The organism is Actinomadura nitritigenes, from assembly GCF_017573545.1.
GTDB classification, from domain to species: Bacteria; Actinomycetota; Actinomycetes; order Streptosporangiales; family Streptosporangiaceae; genus Spirillospora; species Spirillospora nitritigenes.
On sequence record NZ_JAGEOK010000037.1, the window covers coordinates 1 to 16,005 of the forward strand.

Sequence of the window (16,005 nt, forward strand, 5' to 3'; positions counted from 1 at the left end):
CTGGTTGGACGGAGGGTTGTGAGAGATCAACCGTCCTACCAGGGGCTCCTTGACGTTCCGGGGCAGATGCACCGACCGCGACCATCATGTGATCAACAGTCACCACACCGCTGCTGAAAAAGGCTCAGTGTCGCCATCGAAGATGGCGCCAAGGCCGCCGACGCCCCGGCAAGCTGCGCGCCGACAAGGGGGTATGACTTCGCTGACATTCGGCGCCGGCTACGTGGCCGCGGCATCCTCCCGCGCATCGCCCGCCGCGGGATCGAGTCCTCGCAACGACTCGGTTGAACGGCAGTCTCGCTGATCCATGGGGGCCAGGGCGTCGTCCGGGAACGTCTGCCTTCGCGGCGACGGCCCCAGGCGGCGCCGGTTCCGCTCGCTCCCGCTCTCCAGCAGCGTGGCCTGCCGCCCCCGGGCGTCGGTGACGACCCGCTCGGCATCGGCCGCGCTCGTGGCCCTTGAAATGATCCAGTTCCTTGAGCGCGCTCTTCCGCTTGGACTCGTCCAAGCGCGTCAGCGCCTTGTACCTTTCTGCAACCGATTCGGGCGCTTCGGCGGGCTGCTCGGATAGGATCAAATGCGCTCTCAAAGATTGGGTACACGAGAAGCTCCACCCCGCTCGGCGTGACGCTGGTGAAGTGATGGAGCGCACTGGAGCACCGCCTTCCGATCATGGGGCCACATCGGTCTGGAGCCTCACCAATCAGCTCCAGATAAGCCTTCCACCTCGGTAGCGCTCCGGAAATGACACCGCTACGGTGGTTGCCGGATGAAGAGATGGACGGGCAGAGCACCGGGAGGACCCGAATGCCTGACAACATCCTCGACTGGCAGGCTATCCGCGACGCCCTGTACGACGTCCGGCAGACCATCGACGCGGCATACCCCGGCACCTCGTACGGGGCGCCCTACTCTTCACACACCCTCGGTCGCCTCGACATACACCACCGCGAAATCGCCGTGGCTCTGTTCTATGAGCCCGACGAGGGCTGGACCCTCAGATTCGAAGACGATGGCCCCCAGGTCCCCCTAGCCGATTCGCGCGGCCTTCCTTACACCGGCGACAACGGCTCACTCGTCGCCACACTGGCGCTACAGGCGATCGACAACTACATCGATCGCCGCTAGGAAGATTCAAAAGAACCCGCCTTGGATGGCCGTCGGGGCTCTGCCGGAACTGGCCGCGGGAAGGGCGAAGTCGGACGCCGGGTCGACGCCGGCATCTTTGAAGACGGAACGGACGGTCGGCGGGCGGCCCCGACCTCGTGGGTCTGGATCGGGCGCAGGGGCAAGGGCGGTGTCGTGGCCTGGCCCGCGACGGTCCCAGCCCGGCACCACCACCCGCCGGACATTACGCCTCTCGCCTGCACGGAGCTACTATTCGGCTCGGCCGCGTGCTACTCCCCGGCTTCGGCGCGGTACCCCTGCACCTAAGCTGATCTTGTGGTGATGGAGGGTCGTGTGCGGGACTACGGTCTCACCGGCTCAGCAGGATGACATCTGTCAGCCGTGGCGGCCAGATCCGGGCGAGCAAGCAGGTGGACACCCCCCACGGTTCAGCGGCGTCGGAGCCGCCTACGGCGCCTGGTCGTTCGAGGGGTCGCCGGTCTCACTATCGCTGGCTCGCGAGCGCGCGACCCGTGCCGAACTCCGCGCTCGGCAGCTCGAAGCGAGCATGGATCGACTGGAGGCGGACCCTTCCGGTCAATGGAGCGATTCCCCCACAGCCATCAATCCCTCGTCGGATGGCGGCCCGTTCGCCAGCGACCGCACCGTCCGGCACCCGGTTCCAGACGGTGACGACCTTTCCGGTGTGCCGCTGAAGCTGGTGGACGGGCTCGCTCGCCTCTATGCCTTCGCGGACCTGGGGACGCTGACAGCACAGGGCGTGTTCGCCGGAGACCAGAAGGTGAGAGCCGTGGCGGCACTCTGTGCGTTCGGGCAGCGCGTGCTGGACCTGGACGCCGAGGACTTCGGCATGCCCGAGACAGCCGTCGAGGTCCCCAAGGATCTGCTCGAGCGGGCCCTTCCGAGTCGGATCCCGCAGGCACCCCGGGAGCGGCCGCGTGGTGCGCTCGCGAGCCTGCGGCCGGTCTATTCGCTCATTCTGGAGGTCATCGCGATCAACTGGCGCCGCCAGGACATGAATGCGCTGCTCGCCGCAGTCCATATCGCCGGCCAGTACATGCCTCTGCTGGCCTGGGAGCCGGTGCTCGGGCACGCAGGTGACCCGGCGTTGCTGGGCTCTTCGGTGAGTGGTGAGGGCAGCCGGTTCGGCGTCCCGATCAAACCCGGCGCCGAGCGGCTGTGTGACCACACCCGGCCGGAACGGTCCGCCTGCGAGCGAGTGCTACGGGCGTCGGCGGAACCGCCGCCGGGCTGGCGCGCCTACTTCGATCGCCAGCACAGCCAGGTCGCCCAGGCGCTTGGCGATTGCGCGGCCCGCTGTCGAACACCCTGCAGCGTGATGCTGCGCCTGGATGACGCCGTACGGGCCGATCTCACCGAGCGTTGCAAGCTGGCCGTGGAATTCACCGACGGCGCGCTGGTCCGGCTGCGCCACGCGGCGCCCGTCGGGAGCGGCTTCGGAGTGCCGTCGCCGGAGGAGGTCCAGACCGCCTGGGCACGCTCTCGTGCCTCACTGCGTCACCACCTCCTCGGCGAAGCCGTGTTGGACAGCGGTAACGACGAGGATTACCCGCTGCCCGGCCTGCCCGCGCTGTTCTCCGCGATCGCCGCCGGACCAGTCGTCCCCGACACTCTCCTGCGCGACGTCACGGCGCGCATCACCGAACTTGTTGGCCAAGACGGCCAGTGGCTCAGGTAGGAACCGCGCGGCCAGCCGAGCAGGGCCCCTTCTACACCCCCACCGGCTGACGCCGTGGCGAGCTCCCGAGCCGCCTGGCCGTGATGACGGGGCCTGTTCTGTCGTGAGGACGAACCTGGGGCCCGATCGGGGGCTGGTGGGCTGGATCACATGGACGTGCTGTCACGGCGGGCGGGTCGGCGGCATCTCGTGTTCGTCAGGGCGCCACGCGGACCACCCGCGCGGCGCCTCCCCCTCAAGGAGTCAGGACGAAGTCATGGAGCCTCGTTTCAACCTGTTCGCCAACGAGCTCGGCGCCAAGATCGGTAAGCGGATCGCCGGCGTCAGCCTGGCGATCCAGGAGTCGCCGCTGCCCAAGGCCCTGATGGAACTGGTGGAGTTGCGCGCCAGCCAGATCAACGGCTGCGGTTTCTGCGTCGACGCCCACGCCAAGGAGGCCGCGGCCGCCGGTGAGACCGCCGTCCGGATCAGCCTGGTGGCCGCCTGGCGGGAGTCGACGGTGTTCACCGAGGCCGAACAGGCCGCGCTCGCGCTCGCCGAGGAGGGCACCCGGCTCGCCGACGCCCACCAGGGTGTCTCGGACGAGACCTGGAACCAACTGCGCAAGCACTACGGCGACGACGAGATCGTCGCGCTGGTGTCCCTGGTGGCGATGATCAACGCGGCCAACCGGCTCGGTGTGATCCTGCACCAGAAGGGCGGATCGTACGAGGCCGGTGCGTTCGCCGCCATGTCGAGCTAGCCGGACGTAGGAACATCGGCCCGGCCTGGATCTTCCGATCCGGGCCGGGCCTGCGCGTCCGCAGTGGAGCGATCCTGATCGAGATCGCCGAGGGCCGGATCAGCGACTTCCCGGTTCCTGAACCCCGACAAGCTCCCCCGCCCTTGAGGTCCTGCGGCCCATCACCCGCAGCGACACGCAAGCGCGGTGATCCCGGCGCCCCTTCCTCCCCCGGGACGCGCACGTCAGGCCCGAGGGGCGGCAGTTCCTTCCACCCATCTCTTTTCCTCAAGGAGTCACCGAGCATGACAGATCTCGGCAAGCTGACCGGCGACTACAACCTCGACACCGTCCAGACCCGGATCGGATTCGTCGCCCGGCACACGATGGCCACCAGGGTGCGCGGGCGATTCGAGGAGTTCGAGGGCGCGGTGTACCTGGACGGCGACCAACCGTCGAAGTCCGAGGTGCGACTCACGATCCGGACGCGGAGCATCCAGACCCGCAACTCGCAGCGTGACGACCTCCTGCGCGCCAAATTCCTCGGGGTGACCGACCATCCGACCGTCACCTTCACCTCGACGAGGGTGGAGCAGACCGATGGCACGAAATTCGAGGTCACTGGTGACCTCGGCATGCGGGGCCTGGTCAGACCGGTCACCGTGGACGTTGAGGTGACGGGCACAGAGGAAGGCGCGCGGGTCGACTTCAAGGGCAGCGTCACGATCGACCGCAATGACTGGGGCGTGAACTGGAACGCCGCCACCAGGATCATGATCAGGCCGAGCGCGACCATCGAGGTCGAGGCTGCGGCGATCCGACGGCCCTGACAACGTCTTCCGCCACTCGGCCGGCCGGCAAGACGCAGTGACGATGATCGACCGTCTGTCTGAGCGCTTCGGCAATCCGCGAAGCGTACGGATGTGAGGGCGGCGGCTCCCCCACCGGCTCCCGAGCCTACGAAGCGCTCATCGGCACACGGCCGCGAACGGTAGGCCACGGCTGAGCGGGACGGCGATCTGACGGGGTTTCAGTTTCGGCTCCTCCGCATTAACCTGACGGGCAGTCAGAAACGGCGGCCGGCGGCCGCCCGTCCGGTCGGCTCGCGGAGGCAAGGTCCCGATGGAAGCTCACACCCCGCCCGGCGCGCCGCTCGCCGGGATCCGGATCGTCGAGGCGTCGATGCTCGGGCCCGGCGCCGCCACCACCCACCTGGCCGACCTCGGCGCCGACGTGATCAAGGTCGAGCCGCCCCGCGGCGACTACCTCCGCGAGACGACCTGGCCGCTCGTTTCAGGGGTGTCGCTGATGCACCTGCACATCAGCCGCGGCAAGCGCAGCATCGTGCTCGACCTGCGCACCGCCGAAGGCCGGGAGGTGTTCCTCGACCTCGCCAGGGGCGCGGACGTCGTCGTGGAGGCGATGCGACCGGGCGGGCTGGAACGCCGGGGCGTCGGGCCCGGGGTGCTCGCGCGGGTCAACCCGCGGCTGGTGTTCTGCGGCATCTCCGGATACGGCGAGACCGGCCCGTACCGCGGCCTGCCGAGCCACGGCGTCGCCTTCGACACCTGGGCCGGGCTCGTTCGCCCGGAACCGACCGGGGACGGCCACTGGGCGATCCCCGAGCACCCCTCGACGGGCATCAACGCCGGGCCGCTGTTCGCCGCCATCGGCATCCTCGCCGGGGTCGTCCGAGCGCGGGCGACCGGCGTCGGGGGCCGCCTGGAGGTCGCCCAGTCGGACGCGGCCGCGTCGATGGACTGGCTGCGCAGCGAGACCTGGCGGGCCTACGAGCGGCCCGAGAGCGAGGTCACCGGCAACGGCGCCGACGGGTTCCGGCGCCGCGAGCCGGGGACCGCCGGCATGCGCGACGGGGTGCGGTACCAGTTCTACGCCACGGCGGACGGTCACATCCTGTTCATGGCCTCCGAACGGGAACTCTGGCGCAACTTCTGCACCGCCGTCGGCCGCCCCGACCTGTTCGACCGGCATCCGGGCTCGCGCTACGCCGACCACGCCATCGGCGACACCGTGCTGCGCGACGAACTGACGGAGATCTTCGCCGGTCGCGGAAGCGCCGAGTGGATCGCGTTCGGCGGCGAGCACAACGTGCCGATCGCGCCGGTGAACACGCCCCGGACGCTGGCCGCCGACCCGCAGTTCCAGGAGCGCCTGCCCTGGCTGCCGGCCGAGCGGCTCGGCACCGACCAGCTGCCGAGCCCGATCAGGTTCGTCGGCGAGGAGCGCCGGGTCCCGGCCCGCGCGCCCGCTCTGGGCGAGCACACGGGGGAGATCCTGCGCGAGGTGCTCGGCTACGAACCGCCGGCGATCGCGCGACTGCGCGAGTCGGGCGCGCTGGGCTCGCCGGACGAGGCGGAGCGGGCGGAAGGGGCGGGCGGCGCACGGCCGGGTTCCTTCGGTTCCGGCACGCGGGGCGGCTGACCGCGCCGGGAGACGGCCGATGTTACCTATTGCACAAATCTGACGGCCCATCATATTGTCGCTTCCACTGCGTCCTTGGAGGTGAGACCATGGAACTCGCCCGAAACAGAACGAGTTCTACGATCCCCCGGCACGATTCGGAGCCACCGCCCGCCGCCATCCGCGCGACCGGGGTCGAGCGCCGGTTCCGCCACGGCCGCGCGGACGTGCACGCTCTGGGGCCGGTCGACCTCGACATCGCGGCGGGCGAGTTCTGCTGCGTGGTGGGGCCCTCCGGTTGCGGCAAGTCGACGTTCCTGCGGCTGGTCGCCGGGCTGCTGCGGCCGAGCGCCGGACGCCTGGAGATCCGCGCCACCGCCCAGCACCCGGCCGCGATGATCTTCCAGGACTACGGCATCTACCCCTGGAAGACCGTGCTCGGCAACGTCCGGTTCGGGCTGGACGTCCAGGGCGTCCCGCGCAAGGAGGCGACACGGCGGGCCCGCGACTGGCTTTCCCGGATGGGGCTGACGGACTTCGCCGACGCCTACCCCGCCTCGCTGTCGGGCGGCATGCGGCAGCGGGTGTCGATCGCCCGTGCGCTCGCCGTCGAACCGGAGATCCTGCTGATGGACGAGCCGTTCGCGGCTCTCGACGCTCAGCTGCGCACCATCCTCCAGGAGGAGCTGCTGGCGATCTGCGAGACGGACCGACGCACCGTGCTGTTCATCACGCACAGCCTGGAGGAGGCCATCGTCCTCGGTGACCGGGTGCTGGTGATGAGCGCCCGTCCCGGCCGCGTCCTGGCCGAGCGCACACCCCCGTTCGGCCGCCCGCGCAGCGGGGACGTCCGGCACTCCCCCGAGTGCGCCGAGCTGAAGGCCGAGCTGTGGGACCTGCTGCGGGGCGAGATCGAACCGGCCGGAGGTGGCGGAGAATGACCGAACGGCAGACCCTGCGGGCGGCCTCGGCCGAGGAACGGATCATCGTGCGCCGGCCGGGCCCCGCGGAGCGGTCCCCGGCGGCCGCCGCGACCCGCCGGCGCACGCTGGAGCTCGGCCTGGCGATCGCCGTCCCGGTCGTCCTCGTCGGGCTCTGGCAGCTCGCCGCGAGCCGGGGCTGGATCGATGCGCGGCTGTACCCCTCGCCGTCCACCATCGTCGCCAACGGGTGGGACCTCGCCGTGGACGGCAAGCTCTGGCCGGACGTCTGGGCGACGAGCCGCCGGGTCGTCCTCGGCTTCCTGCTCGGCACCGGCATCGGCGTGCTGCTCGGCCTGGTGATGGGCACCTCGCGGACGGTGCGCGCCGCGCTGGAACCCCTGCTCGACGCGCTGTACGTGGTCCCGAAGCTGGCGCTGCTGCCGATCTTCCTCAACATGTTCGGCCTCGGCGAGGGGCCGCAGCTCGCGCTGGTCGCCGCCACCGTCTTCTTCTTTGTGTGGATCTCCACGATGTCGGCGTTCCTGGCCGTCCCGGAGGGTTACCGCGAGGCGGGCGAGGTCTTCGGGGCGGGCCGGTGGCAGATGTTCCGGCACGTGCTGCTGCCCGGCGCGCTGCCCCAGATCATGGTCGGCGCCCGGATCGCGGCGGGCGTGTCCGTCCTGGTCATCGTGGCCTCGGAGTTCGTCGCCGCGACCGACGGGCTGGGCTACCTCATCTTCAATTCGCGGGCGCTGTTCCAGAACGACGTGATGTACGTCGGCATCGTCTGCGTCGCGGTGCTCGGCGTGATCTTCTCCGAGATCATTCGCTTCATCGGCCGGCGGCTGACCCCCTGGGCGCCTGGTGACCGTGACCGCGTCCGTACCTGACCAGGCATTTCGGCACCGGAGGACACCATGAGACTTCCCCTGTTCGTTCCGATCGTCGCCGCGGTGGCGCTCGCCGCCGGTGCGTGCGGCGCTGAGGGCGCCGCCGACTCCGGCGGCCCGCGCAAGGCACGTCCGATCACTCCGGTGGCGGGCTGCGACGCGGCGGCTTGGAGCGATCCAGCCGATCTGGCACCCGACCGCGCCCCGGCCCGCTGCAAGGCCGGCGCGCCCGCGCCCCGGCCGCTGGCGAAGAAGACCAAGATCACGATTTCGGCCAGCACCGGATCGGCCGAGTTCGTGGCCCCACTGCGGTTCGGCATCGCCAAGGGCGAGTTCGCCAAGGAGAACCTGGAGGTGGAGTTCAAGCAGCTCGGTGTCGCCGACTCGATTCCGCTGCTGGCCAAGGGGGATCTCGACGCGATGTGGTCCGCGCCCGAGGCGGCGTTCTTCAACGGCCTCCAGCAGAGGTTCGAACTGCGCTGGGTGCTCGGCAACTACTCCTCCAGCCCGCAGTCCAAGTCCGGGCTCTGGGCCCGCGCCCCGAAGGGCGCCGCACCCGACGCCGTCAGGCTGGGCGACGCGAAGGTCGGCACGCTCATCGGCAAGGGCAGCGTGATCACCTATCCGATGAGCCGGGTTCTCGGCCGGCACGGCACCAGCCTCAAGAAGGTCCGCTTCACCAGCCTCACCGGGCCCGCCGACACGGTGACCGCGCTGGAGAACGGCGGCGTGGACGCGGCGTGGATGGTCGACCCGGTGTGGAAGCAGGTGGACGGCAGGCCCGGGTTCCAGTTCCTCGGCGGCCAGCCCCTCGGCGAGCCGCTCGGCGGCCTGATCTACGGGCCGGGGATGCTGCGCAAGAACGCGGACGCGGGCGTGGCGTTCGTCCGCGCCCTGATCCGGATCGTGAACACCTACTTCACCGGGGACTACAAGAAGAACGCCGCGTTCGTCGGGGAGCTGGCATCGAGCCTCGGCCTCAAGCCGGAGGCGCTCACCGCCGTCCCGGCCCCGGTCTGGGACTGGGAGATCCGCAAGGGCACGACCGACCGGTTGCAGAAGGCGTACGTCGAGGGCGGCGCCCTGGGGAAGACGGTGCCCGAGTCGGAGGCCGTCGACCGCACCTTCTATGAGGAGGCCGTGGGACACAAACCCTGACCTGGGCACGGGAAAGCGCGGCCCCGGAACCGGGAGGACGGTTCCGGGGCCGCGCTGGTTCTGTGGGCCTCCTCCGCCGCCGCGCCGGGCGCGGCGGCGGGGGACGCTCAGACGAGGTCGAGCTTCAGCATCCGGATCGCGTTGCCGCGGGTGATCTTGTAGACGGTCTCGGCGTCGAGGCCCTCGAACATCTCCTCGGCCACCTTCCTGGTGTGCGGCCAGGTCGAATCGGTGTGCGGATAGTCCGTCTCGAAGGTCACCCGGTCGACGCCGATCCTGTGCAGCGACTCCAACCCGTGCACGTCGCGGAAGAAGCAGCCGTACACCTGGCGGTGGAAGTAGGTCGACGGCGGCTCGGGGATGATGTCCCGCACGCCGCCCCAGGCCCGGTGCTCCTCCCACACGTCGTCGACCCGCTCCAGGACGTAGGGCAGCCAGCCGATCTGCCCCTCGGAGTAGGCGACCTCCAACCGCGGGAAGCGGACCAGGACCCCCGAGAACAGGAAGTCGCACAGCGAGGCCATCGCGTTGTTGAACGACAGCGCGGCGGAGACGGCGGGCGGCGCGTCCGCCGAGGTCGCCGGCATCTTGGACGACGACCCGATGTGCATGTTCACGACCGTGCCGGTCTCCTGGCAGGCGGCGAAGAACGGGTCCCACGCGCCGGAGTGGACGCTCGGCAGCCCCAGGTGCGGCGGGATCTCGCTGAAGCAGACCGCCCGGACGCCCCGCGCGGCGTTGCGGCGCACCTCCCGGGCCGCCAGTTCGGCGTCCCAGAGCGGGATCAGGCAGAGCGGGATCAGCCGCCCGCCCGAGTCACCGCACCACTCCTCGACCATCCAGTCGTTGTAGGCCCGCACGCAGGCCAGGGCGAGTTCGCGGTCCTTGGCCTCGGTGAAGGTCTGCCCGCAGAACCGGGGGAAGGTCGGGAAGCACAGGGACGCCTCGACATGGTTGAGTTCCATGTCGGCGACCCGGGCCTTCGGGTCCCAGCAGCCCGGCCGCATCTCGTCGTAGGTGATGGGGGACATCGTCATGTCGTCGCGGTCGAACCCGACGGCGGCGACATGGCGCTTGTGGATGTAGACGAGGTCCTCGTACACCCAGCAGTCGGCCTGCGGGCCGTCGTCGTCGAAGGTCTGGCGGTAGGTGCCGCCGCCGATGTGCTCGACCTCGCCGACGCCCCGGCGCTCGATTCGCGGGCCGCGGTCGCGGAGCCGGGCGGGCAGCCAGGTCCGCCAGACGTGCGGCGGCTCGACGACGTGGTCGTCGACGCTGATGATCTTCGGTAGCTCGCCGAAGGACGGGCTCATGATGTACACCCCACTTAACTGATGGGTCGTCAGAAACAAGGTAGTGGCGTGCCGCCCATTCCGGAAGGTCGCCCGCGACAGAAACTGATGGGCCGTCAGCTAGGGGTGGACGACGGCCAGCGCGTCCAGCGCGACCGCGCCGTCCGGCAGTACCGCGAGGGGGTTGATGTCAAGCTCGGCGAGCACGCCGTCCAGCTCCAGCCCCATCCGCTGCACCTTCATGATCACGTCGACCAGTGCGCCGACGTCGGCCCGCGGCCGGCCGCGGGCCCCGCCCAGCAGCGGGAACCCGCGCAGCCCGGCCAGCATCCGGTGGGCCTCGGCCGCGTCGAACGGCGGCACCCGGAACGCCACGTCCTGGAACACCTCGACGAAGACCCCGCCCAGCCCGGCCATCACCGTCGGGCCGAACAGCTCGTCGTGCGCCAGGCCGACGACCGTCTCGACGCCGCCCCGCACCTGCTCGCAGACCAGCGCCGCGTCGACCCCGGCATGCGCGGTGACCCGCCGGTACGCCTCGCGCACCTGCGCCGCCGAGCGCAGGTCCAGATGCACCAGCCCGAGGTCGGATTTGTGCGCCACGTCCGGGCCGCACCCCTTCAGCACGACCGGGAACCCGATCGCCGCCGCGGCCCGCGCCGCCGCCGCGGCGCTGCCGGCAAGCTCCTCGCGGGGCGTCCGGATCCCGTACGCGCGCAGCAGCTCCTTAGCGGTGTGCTCCGAGGCGGGGCCCGCCGCGAGCAGCCGCCGCGCCTCGGCGGCGGCCGGCGAGGAAGTCCGCGGCGCGTCCGGAAACGCGGACCGGTACCGGCCCTGGAACTCGTGGAAGTCAAGGTAGGCGCGCACCGCCCTGACGCAGTTGGCGAAGGTGCGGAACACCGCCAGCCGCCGCGAGCCGAGCAGGACGTCCCGGTAGGCCGACTCGGTCCCGGCCGGCGAGCCCCACACCACACAGACGGGTTTGTCGGTGCGCTCGGCGATCTCGGCGAGATCCCTTGCCAGGACGTCGCTCATCGGCGGGAACGCGCCGGTGATCGGGCAGATCAGCACCCCGACCGCCGGATCGGCCACGATCGTCTCCAGGATGCGGCGCCCGCGCCAGTCGCCGACCGGATGGCCGCCGTTGTCGACCGGGTTGGAGACCCGCAGGTAGCCGGGAATCCACTCGTGCAGCGCCCTCTGCGTCCCGGCCGACAGCTCGGGCAGTTCCAGGCCCGCCGCCGAGCACAGGTCGGCCATGTGCGCGCCGGTGCCGCCCGAGATGGCGTACACGCAGACGCCGCCGCTCACCGGCGGTTTCGCGCGGGCCAGCAGCATGGAGGTGTCCAGCAGCTCGTCCAGCCCGTCGACCCGGGTGACGCCGAACTGCCCGAGCACCGCGGAGGCGACCGCGTCGGACCCGGTGAGCTTGCCGGTGTGCGAGGCGGCCATCGACGCGCCGTCCCGGGTCCGCCCGACCTTCACCACGACGACCGGCACCCCGCGCCGGGCCGCGTGGTCGGCGGCGAGCATCAGCGTGCGGCCGTCCTTGAACCCTTCGACGTACCCGGCCACCGCGCCGACCTCCGGCAGGTCGGCGAAGTGCCGCAGGAAGTCGGCGAACTCCAGGTCCGCCTCGTTGCCGGTCGGCGCCCAGTGCGACACCCGGACGCCCAGTTCCTGCGCCTGGAAGATGGGGCGTCCCTGGTGGCCGCTCTGCGAGATGAGCGCGATCGCGGGACCGTCCAGATCGTCGCGGAACTCCTCGAACGCGTTGAGGTTGGTGTTCGGGCCAAGCACCCGGGGCCCGTCCAGCGCGAGCCGGCCCATCCGCTCCTGCGCGTCCCTGCCCTCCTCGCCGAGTTCGGCGAAGCCGGACGCGAAGACCACGGCGAAGCGGGCCCCGGCGGCCGCGAGCTCGTCGAGCACCCCGGCCGGATCGCCGACCAGGACGGCGGCGACGTCGATGGGTTCGGGCACGTCGGCCACCGACCGGTGGCACGGCTCGCCGTCCACCAGGTCGCGCCCGGGGTTGACCGGGTGGACGCGCGCGCCGACGCGCCCGGCCCAGGCGCGCAGCCTCCGGTAGACGGCGGTGTTCGGCCGGCCCGGCGTGTCCGAGGCGCCGACGACCGCGAGCGTGCGCGGCCTGAAGAACAGGCCGAGATCCTCGCCGCGGAGCGCCAGGACCCGGCCGCTCACGTCCCGTTCGATGTCCTCGGCCCGAGAGGGGCTGTTATCTGACATACCATCAGCTTAACCTTGGACGCGTCGATAACTGATGGGTCATCAGAAACGATGGGAGAAGGCCCGGTCCCGGCCTCGTCGGATCACGTGGCGTCCGCGGTCGCCCGGCCGGCGGCTACTTGGGCGGGCGCTTGCCCGAGACGGCCCAGAAGACCAGTTGGGCCATGCTCTCCCGCAGGTCCTCGACCCTGATCTCCCACGCCTCGTAGCCGCGCTGGTGGGCGGCGTTGTGCGCCAGCATCCCGACGAGCGCCCCGGCCATCGCCTCGGGATTGACGCCCTCCGCCACCCGGCCGCGTTCCTGCATCTCGGCGATCACCGCGGCGAGCGCGGTCACGACGTTGTTGAGCATGCGGACGCGCAGCGTGTGGAAGCGTTCGTCGCCCTCGATCGTGGCGAGGTCCACCACCCGCAGGACCGCTTCGTTGTCGCGCCAGAAGTCCAGGAAGCCGTCGACGAGCATCTGCGCCGTCTCGTAGCCGGACTTGCCCGTCCACGGCTGGTCCTCGACGAGCGGGCGCAGCTGCCTTCCCGCCTCGGCCATCTCGGCCGCGATGGTGAGGACGGCGGCCTCGATGTCGGGGAAGTACTGGTAGAAGGTGGCGGGGGACGTCCCGGCTCGCCGAGCCACGTCGATCACCGTGATGTCGCGGTACGGCGAGGTGGCGAGCATCTCCGTGAGGCGGCTCAGCAGCCGCTGCCGGGTCGCCTTGGCCCGCCGGCCCGCGACCCTGCCGTCTGCGGTCAGCACGGTTTCTGGCATACCGTCAGCTTAGGGCCTCCGGCCGCGAACGGGCCCAGGAGTCCCGCAACGCCACGGCCACGTCGGACGTCTCGGCTTTCACCCGAACCGGAGGTGGGGGCAAGCGCGTCTTCGGCCAGCGAGAGAGTGATGGCCAGGGCGACAAGTTGCCTTGTCTGCGCGCACCCTGCCAGCCGATCAGCCCGACTGCGTTGGCCTGTGCTTGCAGCCGGGCCAGGAGGGGCGCCCAGGTGCCGTCGCGTTGCCAGCACCGAAACAGCGAGTACAGCGCTTGCCAGGAGCCGCAGCAGGCGGGCACATCCCGCCAGCCGTTCGCCGTGCAACCGTCTTTCGCGAGTCCGTCGCGACGCCGATGCGTCGCCCCAGGCGTTACGTGGTTACGACACTGGCGAAATACGCCGGAAACGGTCATCCGATTTCCTCGCGACTCATGATCTACAAGCGGAGGAGGGCCGATGGGCCTACCGTCGGATGACGATCTCGATGCCTTCATCACGGCGCGGCTGGCGCTGGCGGGCGTCGATCTGAACCAGCTTCCCGAGTCGCCTGATGCCACGACCGGCGCGCCGTCGCGCGAGCAGGCCATGGAGTACCTGCGGACATTCCTCGCCGGTGCGAAGAGCGGCGGCGCGCGGCCCGGCGGACGGCCCGCCGCGATCGGCGGCTGGCGGCCGCCGGCGGAGGGCCCGGACTCCGCCGCGCTGTCGCAGCAGGCCGATCCGCCATTGGACTACCCCTCGATCACCACGGCCTGGACGGCGACCCGATGAGCCGCTCGGTCTCCCGCCGACTGTTCCTGGCGCGCTCGGGCGCGGTGACCGCCGCCGCGGCTCTGGCGACCGCGCCCGGCACGACGCCGGCCCTGGCCACCACCCGCCGGCTGACGATCCCCGACGTCCCCGTACGTCCGGAGGCGGCGGCCGATCCCACCGAGGCGACACTGGCGGAGGCGGCCGCGCTGCTCCGCCACCGCAAGATCAGCGCGGTGCGGCTCGTCCAGGCGCACCTGGACCGCATCGCCGCCCACGACGGCACCTACCAGGCGTTCGTCACCGTGACCGGGGAGCAGGCGCTCGCCGCTGCGAGGAGAGCCGATCGGCAGCGCGGCGGCCCGCTTTCCGGCATCCCCCTGTGCATCAAGGACAACTACTACACCGCCGGGGTCCGGACGACCGCGAACTCGTTCATCTTCGACCAGTTCGTTCCCGGCTATGACGCGACGGGTGTCGCCCGGCTGAAGAACGCCGGCGGGATCGTCATCGGCAAGGGGCAGATGGGGCCGTTGGCCACCACCCGGGCGACGACCCCCGACGGCCGGATCACGACCGTCAACGCCTGGACGCCCACCGACCCCTCGGTCGATCCCGGCGGCTCCTCGACCGGCCCCGCCTGCGCGGTGGCCGCACGGATGGCCACCTCGTCGATCGGCACGCAGACCGGCGGCAGCATCGTGCTGCCATCGAACCAGCAGAATCTGACCGGGCTCAAGCCGACCATGGGCCGCACCTCGATCTACGGGGTCATCCCCCTGTCGTTCACCCGTGACCACAGCGGACCACTCGCCCGCGACGCCCTGGACGCCGCAATCATGATGACGGTGCTCGCCGGGCCCGACCCCCATGACGTGCGAACCCTCGGCCTGCCCGCGGTGCCCGACCTCGTCCGCGCGGCCACGCCCGTGCGCGACAAGGGCAAGGTCCGACTGCGGCGCACCACGCGCATCGGCGTCCCCCCGGACTACCTGACCGGAGCGAGCGCGCCGGTGCTCGCGCTGCGCAAGAAGTTCCTCGCCGCCCTGGAGGCGATCCCCGGGGCGCGGATCGTCCAGGTCTCCTACCCCGACGACTGGTCCCTGCTGACGGGGGCGTTCAACGACGTGCGCCTGTCCGAGCGGACCGAACCGTTCCGGCCCTGGCTGCAGAAGGACCTCAAACTGTTCGGAGTCTCGGTCCTGAGCTGGCTCGGCGGACTGATGCTGTCCGGCGACGAATGGATCACCGGGCAGCGCGCCAAGACCCACCTGCTCCACCAGGTTGTCGACGGGCTGCTGAACGACTGCGATGTCCTCCTGCAGACCGGTCCGGTCCCCTTCGACATCCTCGGGCTGCCCGAGATCGGCTTCCCGATCGGATTCGATTCCGGGGTGCCTGTCGGCACGATCCTCGGTGGCGGCCCGTACGAGGAGGACCGGCTGCTGGAAGTGGTGGCGGCCTATCAGGCCGTCACGGACTGGCACTGGCGCCGACCCGCCGATCCGCCCCAGTCCAAGCTGAGGTCCTTGGCCGCACGACCACGGATCGACGCCGTCAGCGCCGCCCGGCAGAGCGCCTGACCGAAGCGCCCCGTAGGACGAGGCCCGGGACCGGACACGGTTCCGGGCCTGCGCGCAGCGGACCGTCACCACAGTTCCGAGCGCCGCTGTAACCGGTCCGAACTTCATCACCCAGGTCGAGTCGAACGAGGCCCGCTCCCGGTTCGGCCCGACACCACCGCACAATCCTGCCGCTGACCACTCACTCACCCACCTCACACCGGCCCTAAGCCCGCAGGCCCGCCGGATCCGCGGACGGCGACGTGAAGCTGGAGGGGAAGCGGCCTTCGTGGTCACTCCCCCACTCGGCTGACCGCCCCGGCGAAGATCTTCCTCAGCCGCTCCGCCGGGACACCCGCGAGTGCGCGCGGCCTGACGGGCGCCCTCGAACCTCGCGCCACACGTTCGGTTAGAGGTCGTGACAAATGGTGAAGACCACCTCAACGTCCTCG

General features: G+C 70.8%; 13 protein-coding genes and 1 pseudogene. 11 read left to right on the forward strand and 3 right to left on the reverse strand.

The window, feature by feature from the left end:
• Window positions 1–155 precede the first annotated feature (155 nt).
• From J4557_RS40325 to J4557_RS40365, 9 genes and pseudogenes are all read left to right on the forward strand, one after another.
• Window positions 156–285 (forward strand): annotated as a pseudogene (locus J4557_RS40325) (IS5/IS1182 family transposase); the annotation flags it as partial.
• A gap of 522 nt (window positions 286–807) precedes the next feature.
• Window positions 808–1,128 (forward strand): hypothetical protein, encoded by a 321-nt coding sequence (locus J4557_RS40330; protein ID WP_208272103.1) that lies wholly within the window; start codon window positions 808–810, stop codon window positions 1,126–1,128.
• Window positions 1,129–1,675: 547 nt separating this feature from the next.
• Window positions 1,676–2,827 carry a hypothetical protein gene (locus tag J4557_RS40335; RefSeq protein WP_243777137.1) on the forward strand — a complete coding sequence of 384 codons (1,152 nt, stop codon included), beginning with the start codon at window positions 1,676–1,678 and terminating at the stop codon, window positions 2,825–2,827.
• A gap of 256 nt (window positions 2,828–3,083) precedes the next feature.
• Window positions 3,084–3,569, forward strand: a complete 486-nt coding sequence (locus tag J4557_RS40340) for a carboxymuconolactone decarboxylase family protein (RefSeq protein WP_208272104.1) — start codon at window positions 3,084–3,086, stop codon at window positions 3,567–3,569.
• Between the two features lie 284 nt (window positions 3,570–3,853).
• On the forward strand, window positions 3,854–4,378 hold the full coding sequence (locus tag J4557_RS40345; RefSeq protein WP_208272105.1) for a YceI family protein: 525 nt from the start codon (window positions 3,854–3,856) through the stop codon (window positions 4,376–4,378).
• Window positions 4,379–4,670: 292 nt separating this feature from the next.
• On the forward strand, window positions 4,671–5,990 hold the full coding sequence (locus J4557_RS40350; protein WP_208272106.1) for a CaiB/BaiF CoA transferase family protein: 1,320 nt from the start codon (window positions 4,671–4,673) through the stop codon (window positions 5,988–5,990).
• A gap of 206 nt (window positions 5,991–6,196) precedes the next feature.
• Window positions 6,197–6,910, forward strand: a complete 714-nt coding sequence (locus tag J4557_RS40355; protein ID WP_208272107.1) for an ABC transporter ATP-binding protein — start codon at window positions 6,197–6,199, stop codon at window positions 6,908–6,910.
• Window positions 6,907–7,782 carry an ABC transporter permease gene (locus J4557_RS40360; RefSeq protein ID WP_208272108.1) on the forward strand — a complete coding sequence of 292 codons (876 nt, stop codon included), beginning with the start codon at window positions 6,907–6,909 and terminating at the stop codon, window positions 7,780–7,782. The genes J4557_RS40355 and J4557_RS40360 overlap by 4 nt, the downstream gene beginning before the upstream one ends.
• 27 nt (window positions 7,783–7,809) lie before the next feature.
• Complete coding sequence (locus J4557_RS40365) at window positions 7,810–8,940, forward strand: ABC transporter substrate-binding protein (protein WP_208272109.1); 1,131 nt, start codon at window positions 7,810–7,812, stop codon at window positions 8,938–8,940.
• Window positions 8,941–9,047: 107 nt separating this feature from the next.
• Here J4557_RS40365 and J4557_RS40370 read toward each other — a convergent pair whose 3' ends face one another.
• The 3 genes from J4557_RS40370 to J4557_RS40380 all read right to left on the reverse strand — a co-directional run bounded on the left by J4557_RS40370 (window position 9,048) and on the right by J4557_RS40380 (window position 13,242).
• Complete coding sequence (locus J4557_RS40370) at window positions 9,048–10,253, reverse strand: amidohydrolase family protein (RefSeq protein WP_208272110.1); 1,206 nt, start codon at window positions 10,251–10,253, stop codon at window positions 9,048–9,050.
• A gap of 99 nt (window positions 10,254–10,352) precedes the next feature.
• Window positions 10,353–12,479: an acetate--CoA ligase family protein gene (locus tag J4557_RS40375; protein WP_208272111.1), complete on the reverse strand. Its 2,127-nt coding sequence runs from the start codon at window positions 12,477–12,479 to the stop codon at window positions 10,353–10,355.
• A 115-nt stretch (window positions 12,480–12,594) separates the two neighbouring features.
• The gene (locus tag J4557_RS40380; protein ID WP_208272112.1) at window positions 12,595–13,242 is read right to left on the reverse strand and encodes a TetR family transcriptional regulator; all 648 of its coding nucleotides are present in this window, start codon (window positions 13,240–13,242) and stop codon (window positions 12,595–12,597) included.
• A 455-nt stretch (window positions 13,243–13,697) separates the two neighbouring features.
• Here J4557_RS40380 and J4557_RS40385 point away from each other — a divergent pair, with 455 nt between their 5' ends.
• Both J4557_RS40385 and J4557_RS40390 read left to right on the forward strand, forming a co-directional pair.
• Window positions 13,698–14,012, forward strand: coding sequence for a hypothetical protein (locus tag J4557_RS40385; RefSeq protein ID WP_208272113.1), 315 nt, complete (start codon window positions 13,698–13,700; stop codon window positions 14,010–14,012).
• The gene (locus J4557_RS40390) at window positions 14,009–15,574 is read left to right on the forward strand and encodes an amidase (RefSeq protein ID WP_208272114.1); all 1,566 of its coding nucleotides are present in this window, start codon (window positions 14,009–14,011) and stop codon (window positions 15,572–15,574) included. The genes J4557_RS40385 and J4557_RS40390 overlap by 4 nt, the downstream gene beginning before the upstream one ends.
• The last annotated feature ends 431 nt before the right edge of the window (window positions 15,575–16,005 follow it).

Coding starts and splice junctions, on each gene's coding strand:
- J4557_RS40385 (WP_208272113.1), top strand. CDS start 13,698: ATGGGCCTACCGTCGGATGACGATCTCGATGCCTTCATCACGGCGCGG.
- J4557_RS40335 (WP_243777137.1), top strand. CDS start 1,676: ATGGATCGACTGGAGGCGGACCCTTCCGGTCAATGGAGCGATTCCCCC.
- J4557_RS40380 (WP_208272112.1), bottom strand. CDS start 13,242: ATGCCAGAAACCGTGCTGACCGCAGACGGCAGGGTCGCGGGCCGGCGG.
- J4557_RS40370 (WP_208272110.1), bottom strand. CDS start 10,253: ATGAGCCCGTCCTTCGGCGAGCTACCGAAGATCATCAGCGTCGACGAC.
- J4557_RS40390 (WP_208272114.1), top strand. CDS start 14,009: ATGAGCCGCTCGGTCTCCCGCCGACTGTTCCTGGCGCGCTCGGGCGCG.
- J4557_RS40375 (WP_208272111.1), bottom strand. CDS start 12,479: ATGTCAGATAACAGCCCCTCTCGGGCCGAGGACATCGAACGGGACGTG.
- J4557_RS40330 (WP_208272103.1), top strand. CDS start 808: ATGCCTGACAACATCCTCGACTGGCAGGCTATCCGCGACGCCCTGTAC.
- J4557_RS40345 (WP_208272105.1), top strand. CDS start 3,854: ATGACAGATCTCGGCAAGCTGACCGGCGACTACAACCTCGACACCGTC.
- J4557_RS40360 (WP_208272108.1), top strand. CDS start 6,907: ATGACCGAACGGCAGACCCTGCGGGCGGCCTCGGCCGAGGAACGGATC.
- J4557_RS40365 (WP_208272109.1), top strand. CDS start 7,810: ATGAGACTTCCCCTGTTCGTTCCGATCGTCGCCGCGGTGGCGCTCGCC.
- J4557_RS40350 (WP_208272106.1), top strand. CDS start 4,671: ATGGAAGCTCACACCCCGCCCGGCGCGCCGCTCGCCGGGATCCGGATC.
- J4557_RS40340 (WP_208272104.1), top strand. CDS start 3,084: ATGGAGCCTCGTTTCAACCTGTTCGCCAACGAGCTCGGCGCCAAGATC.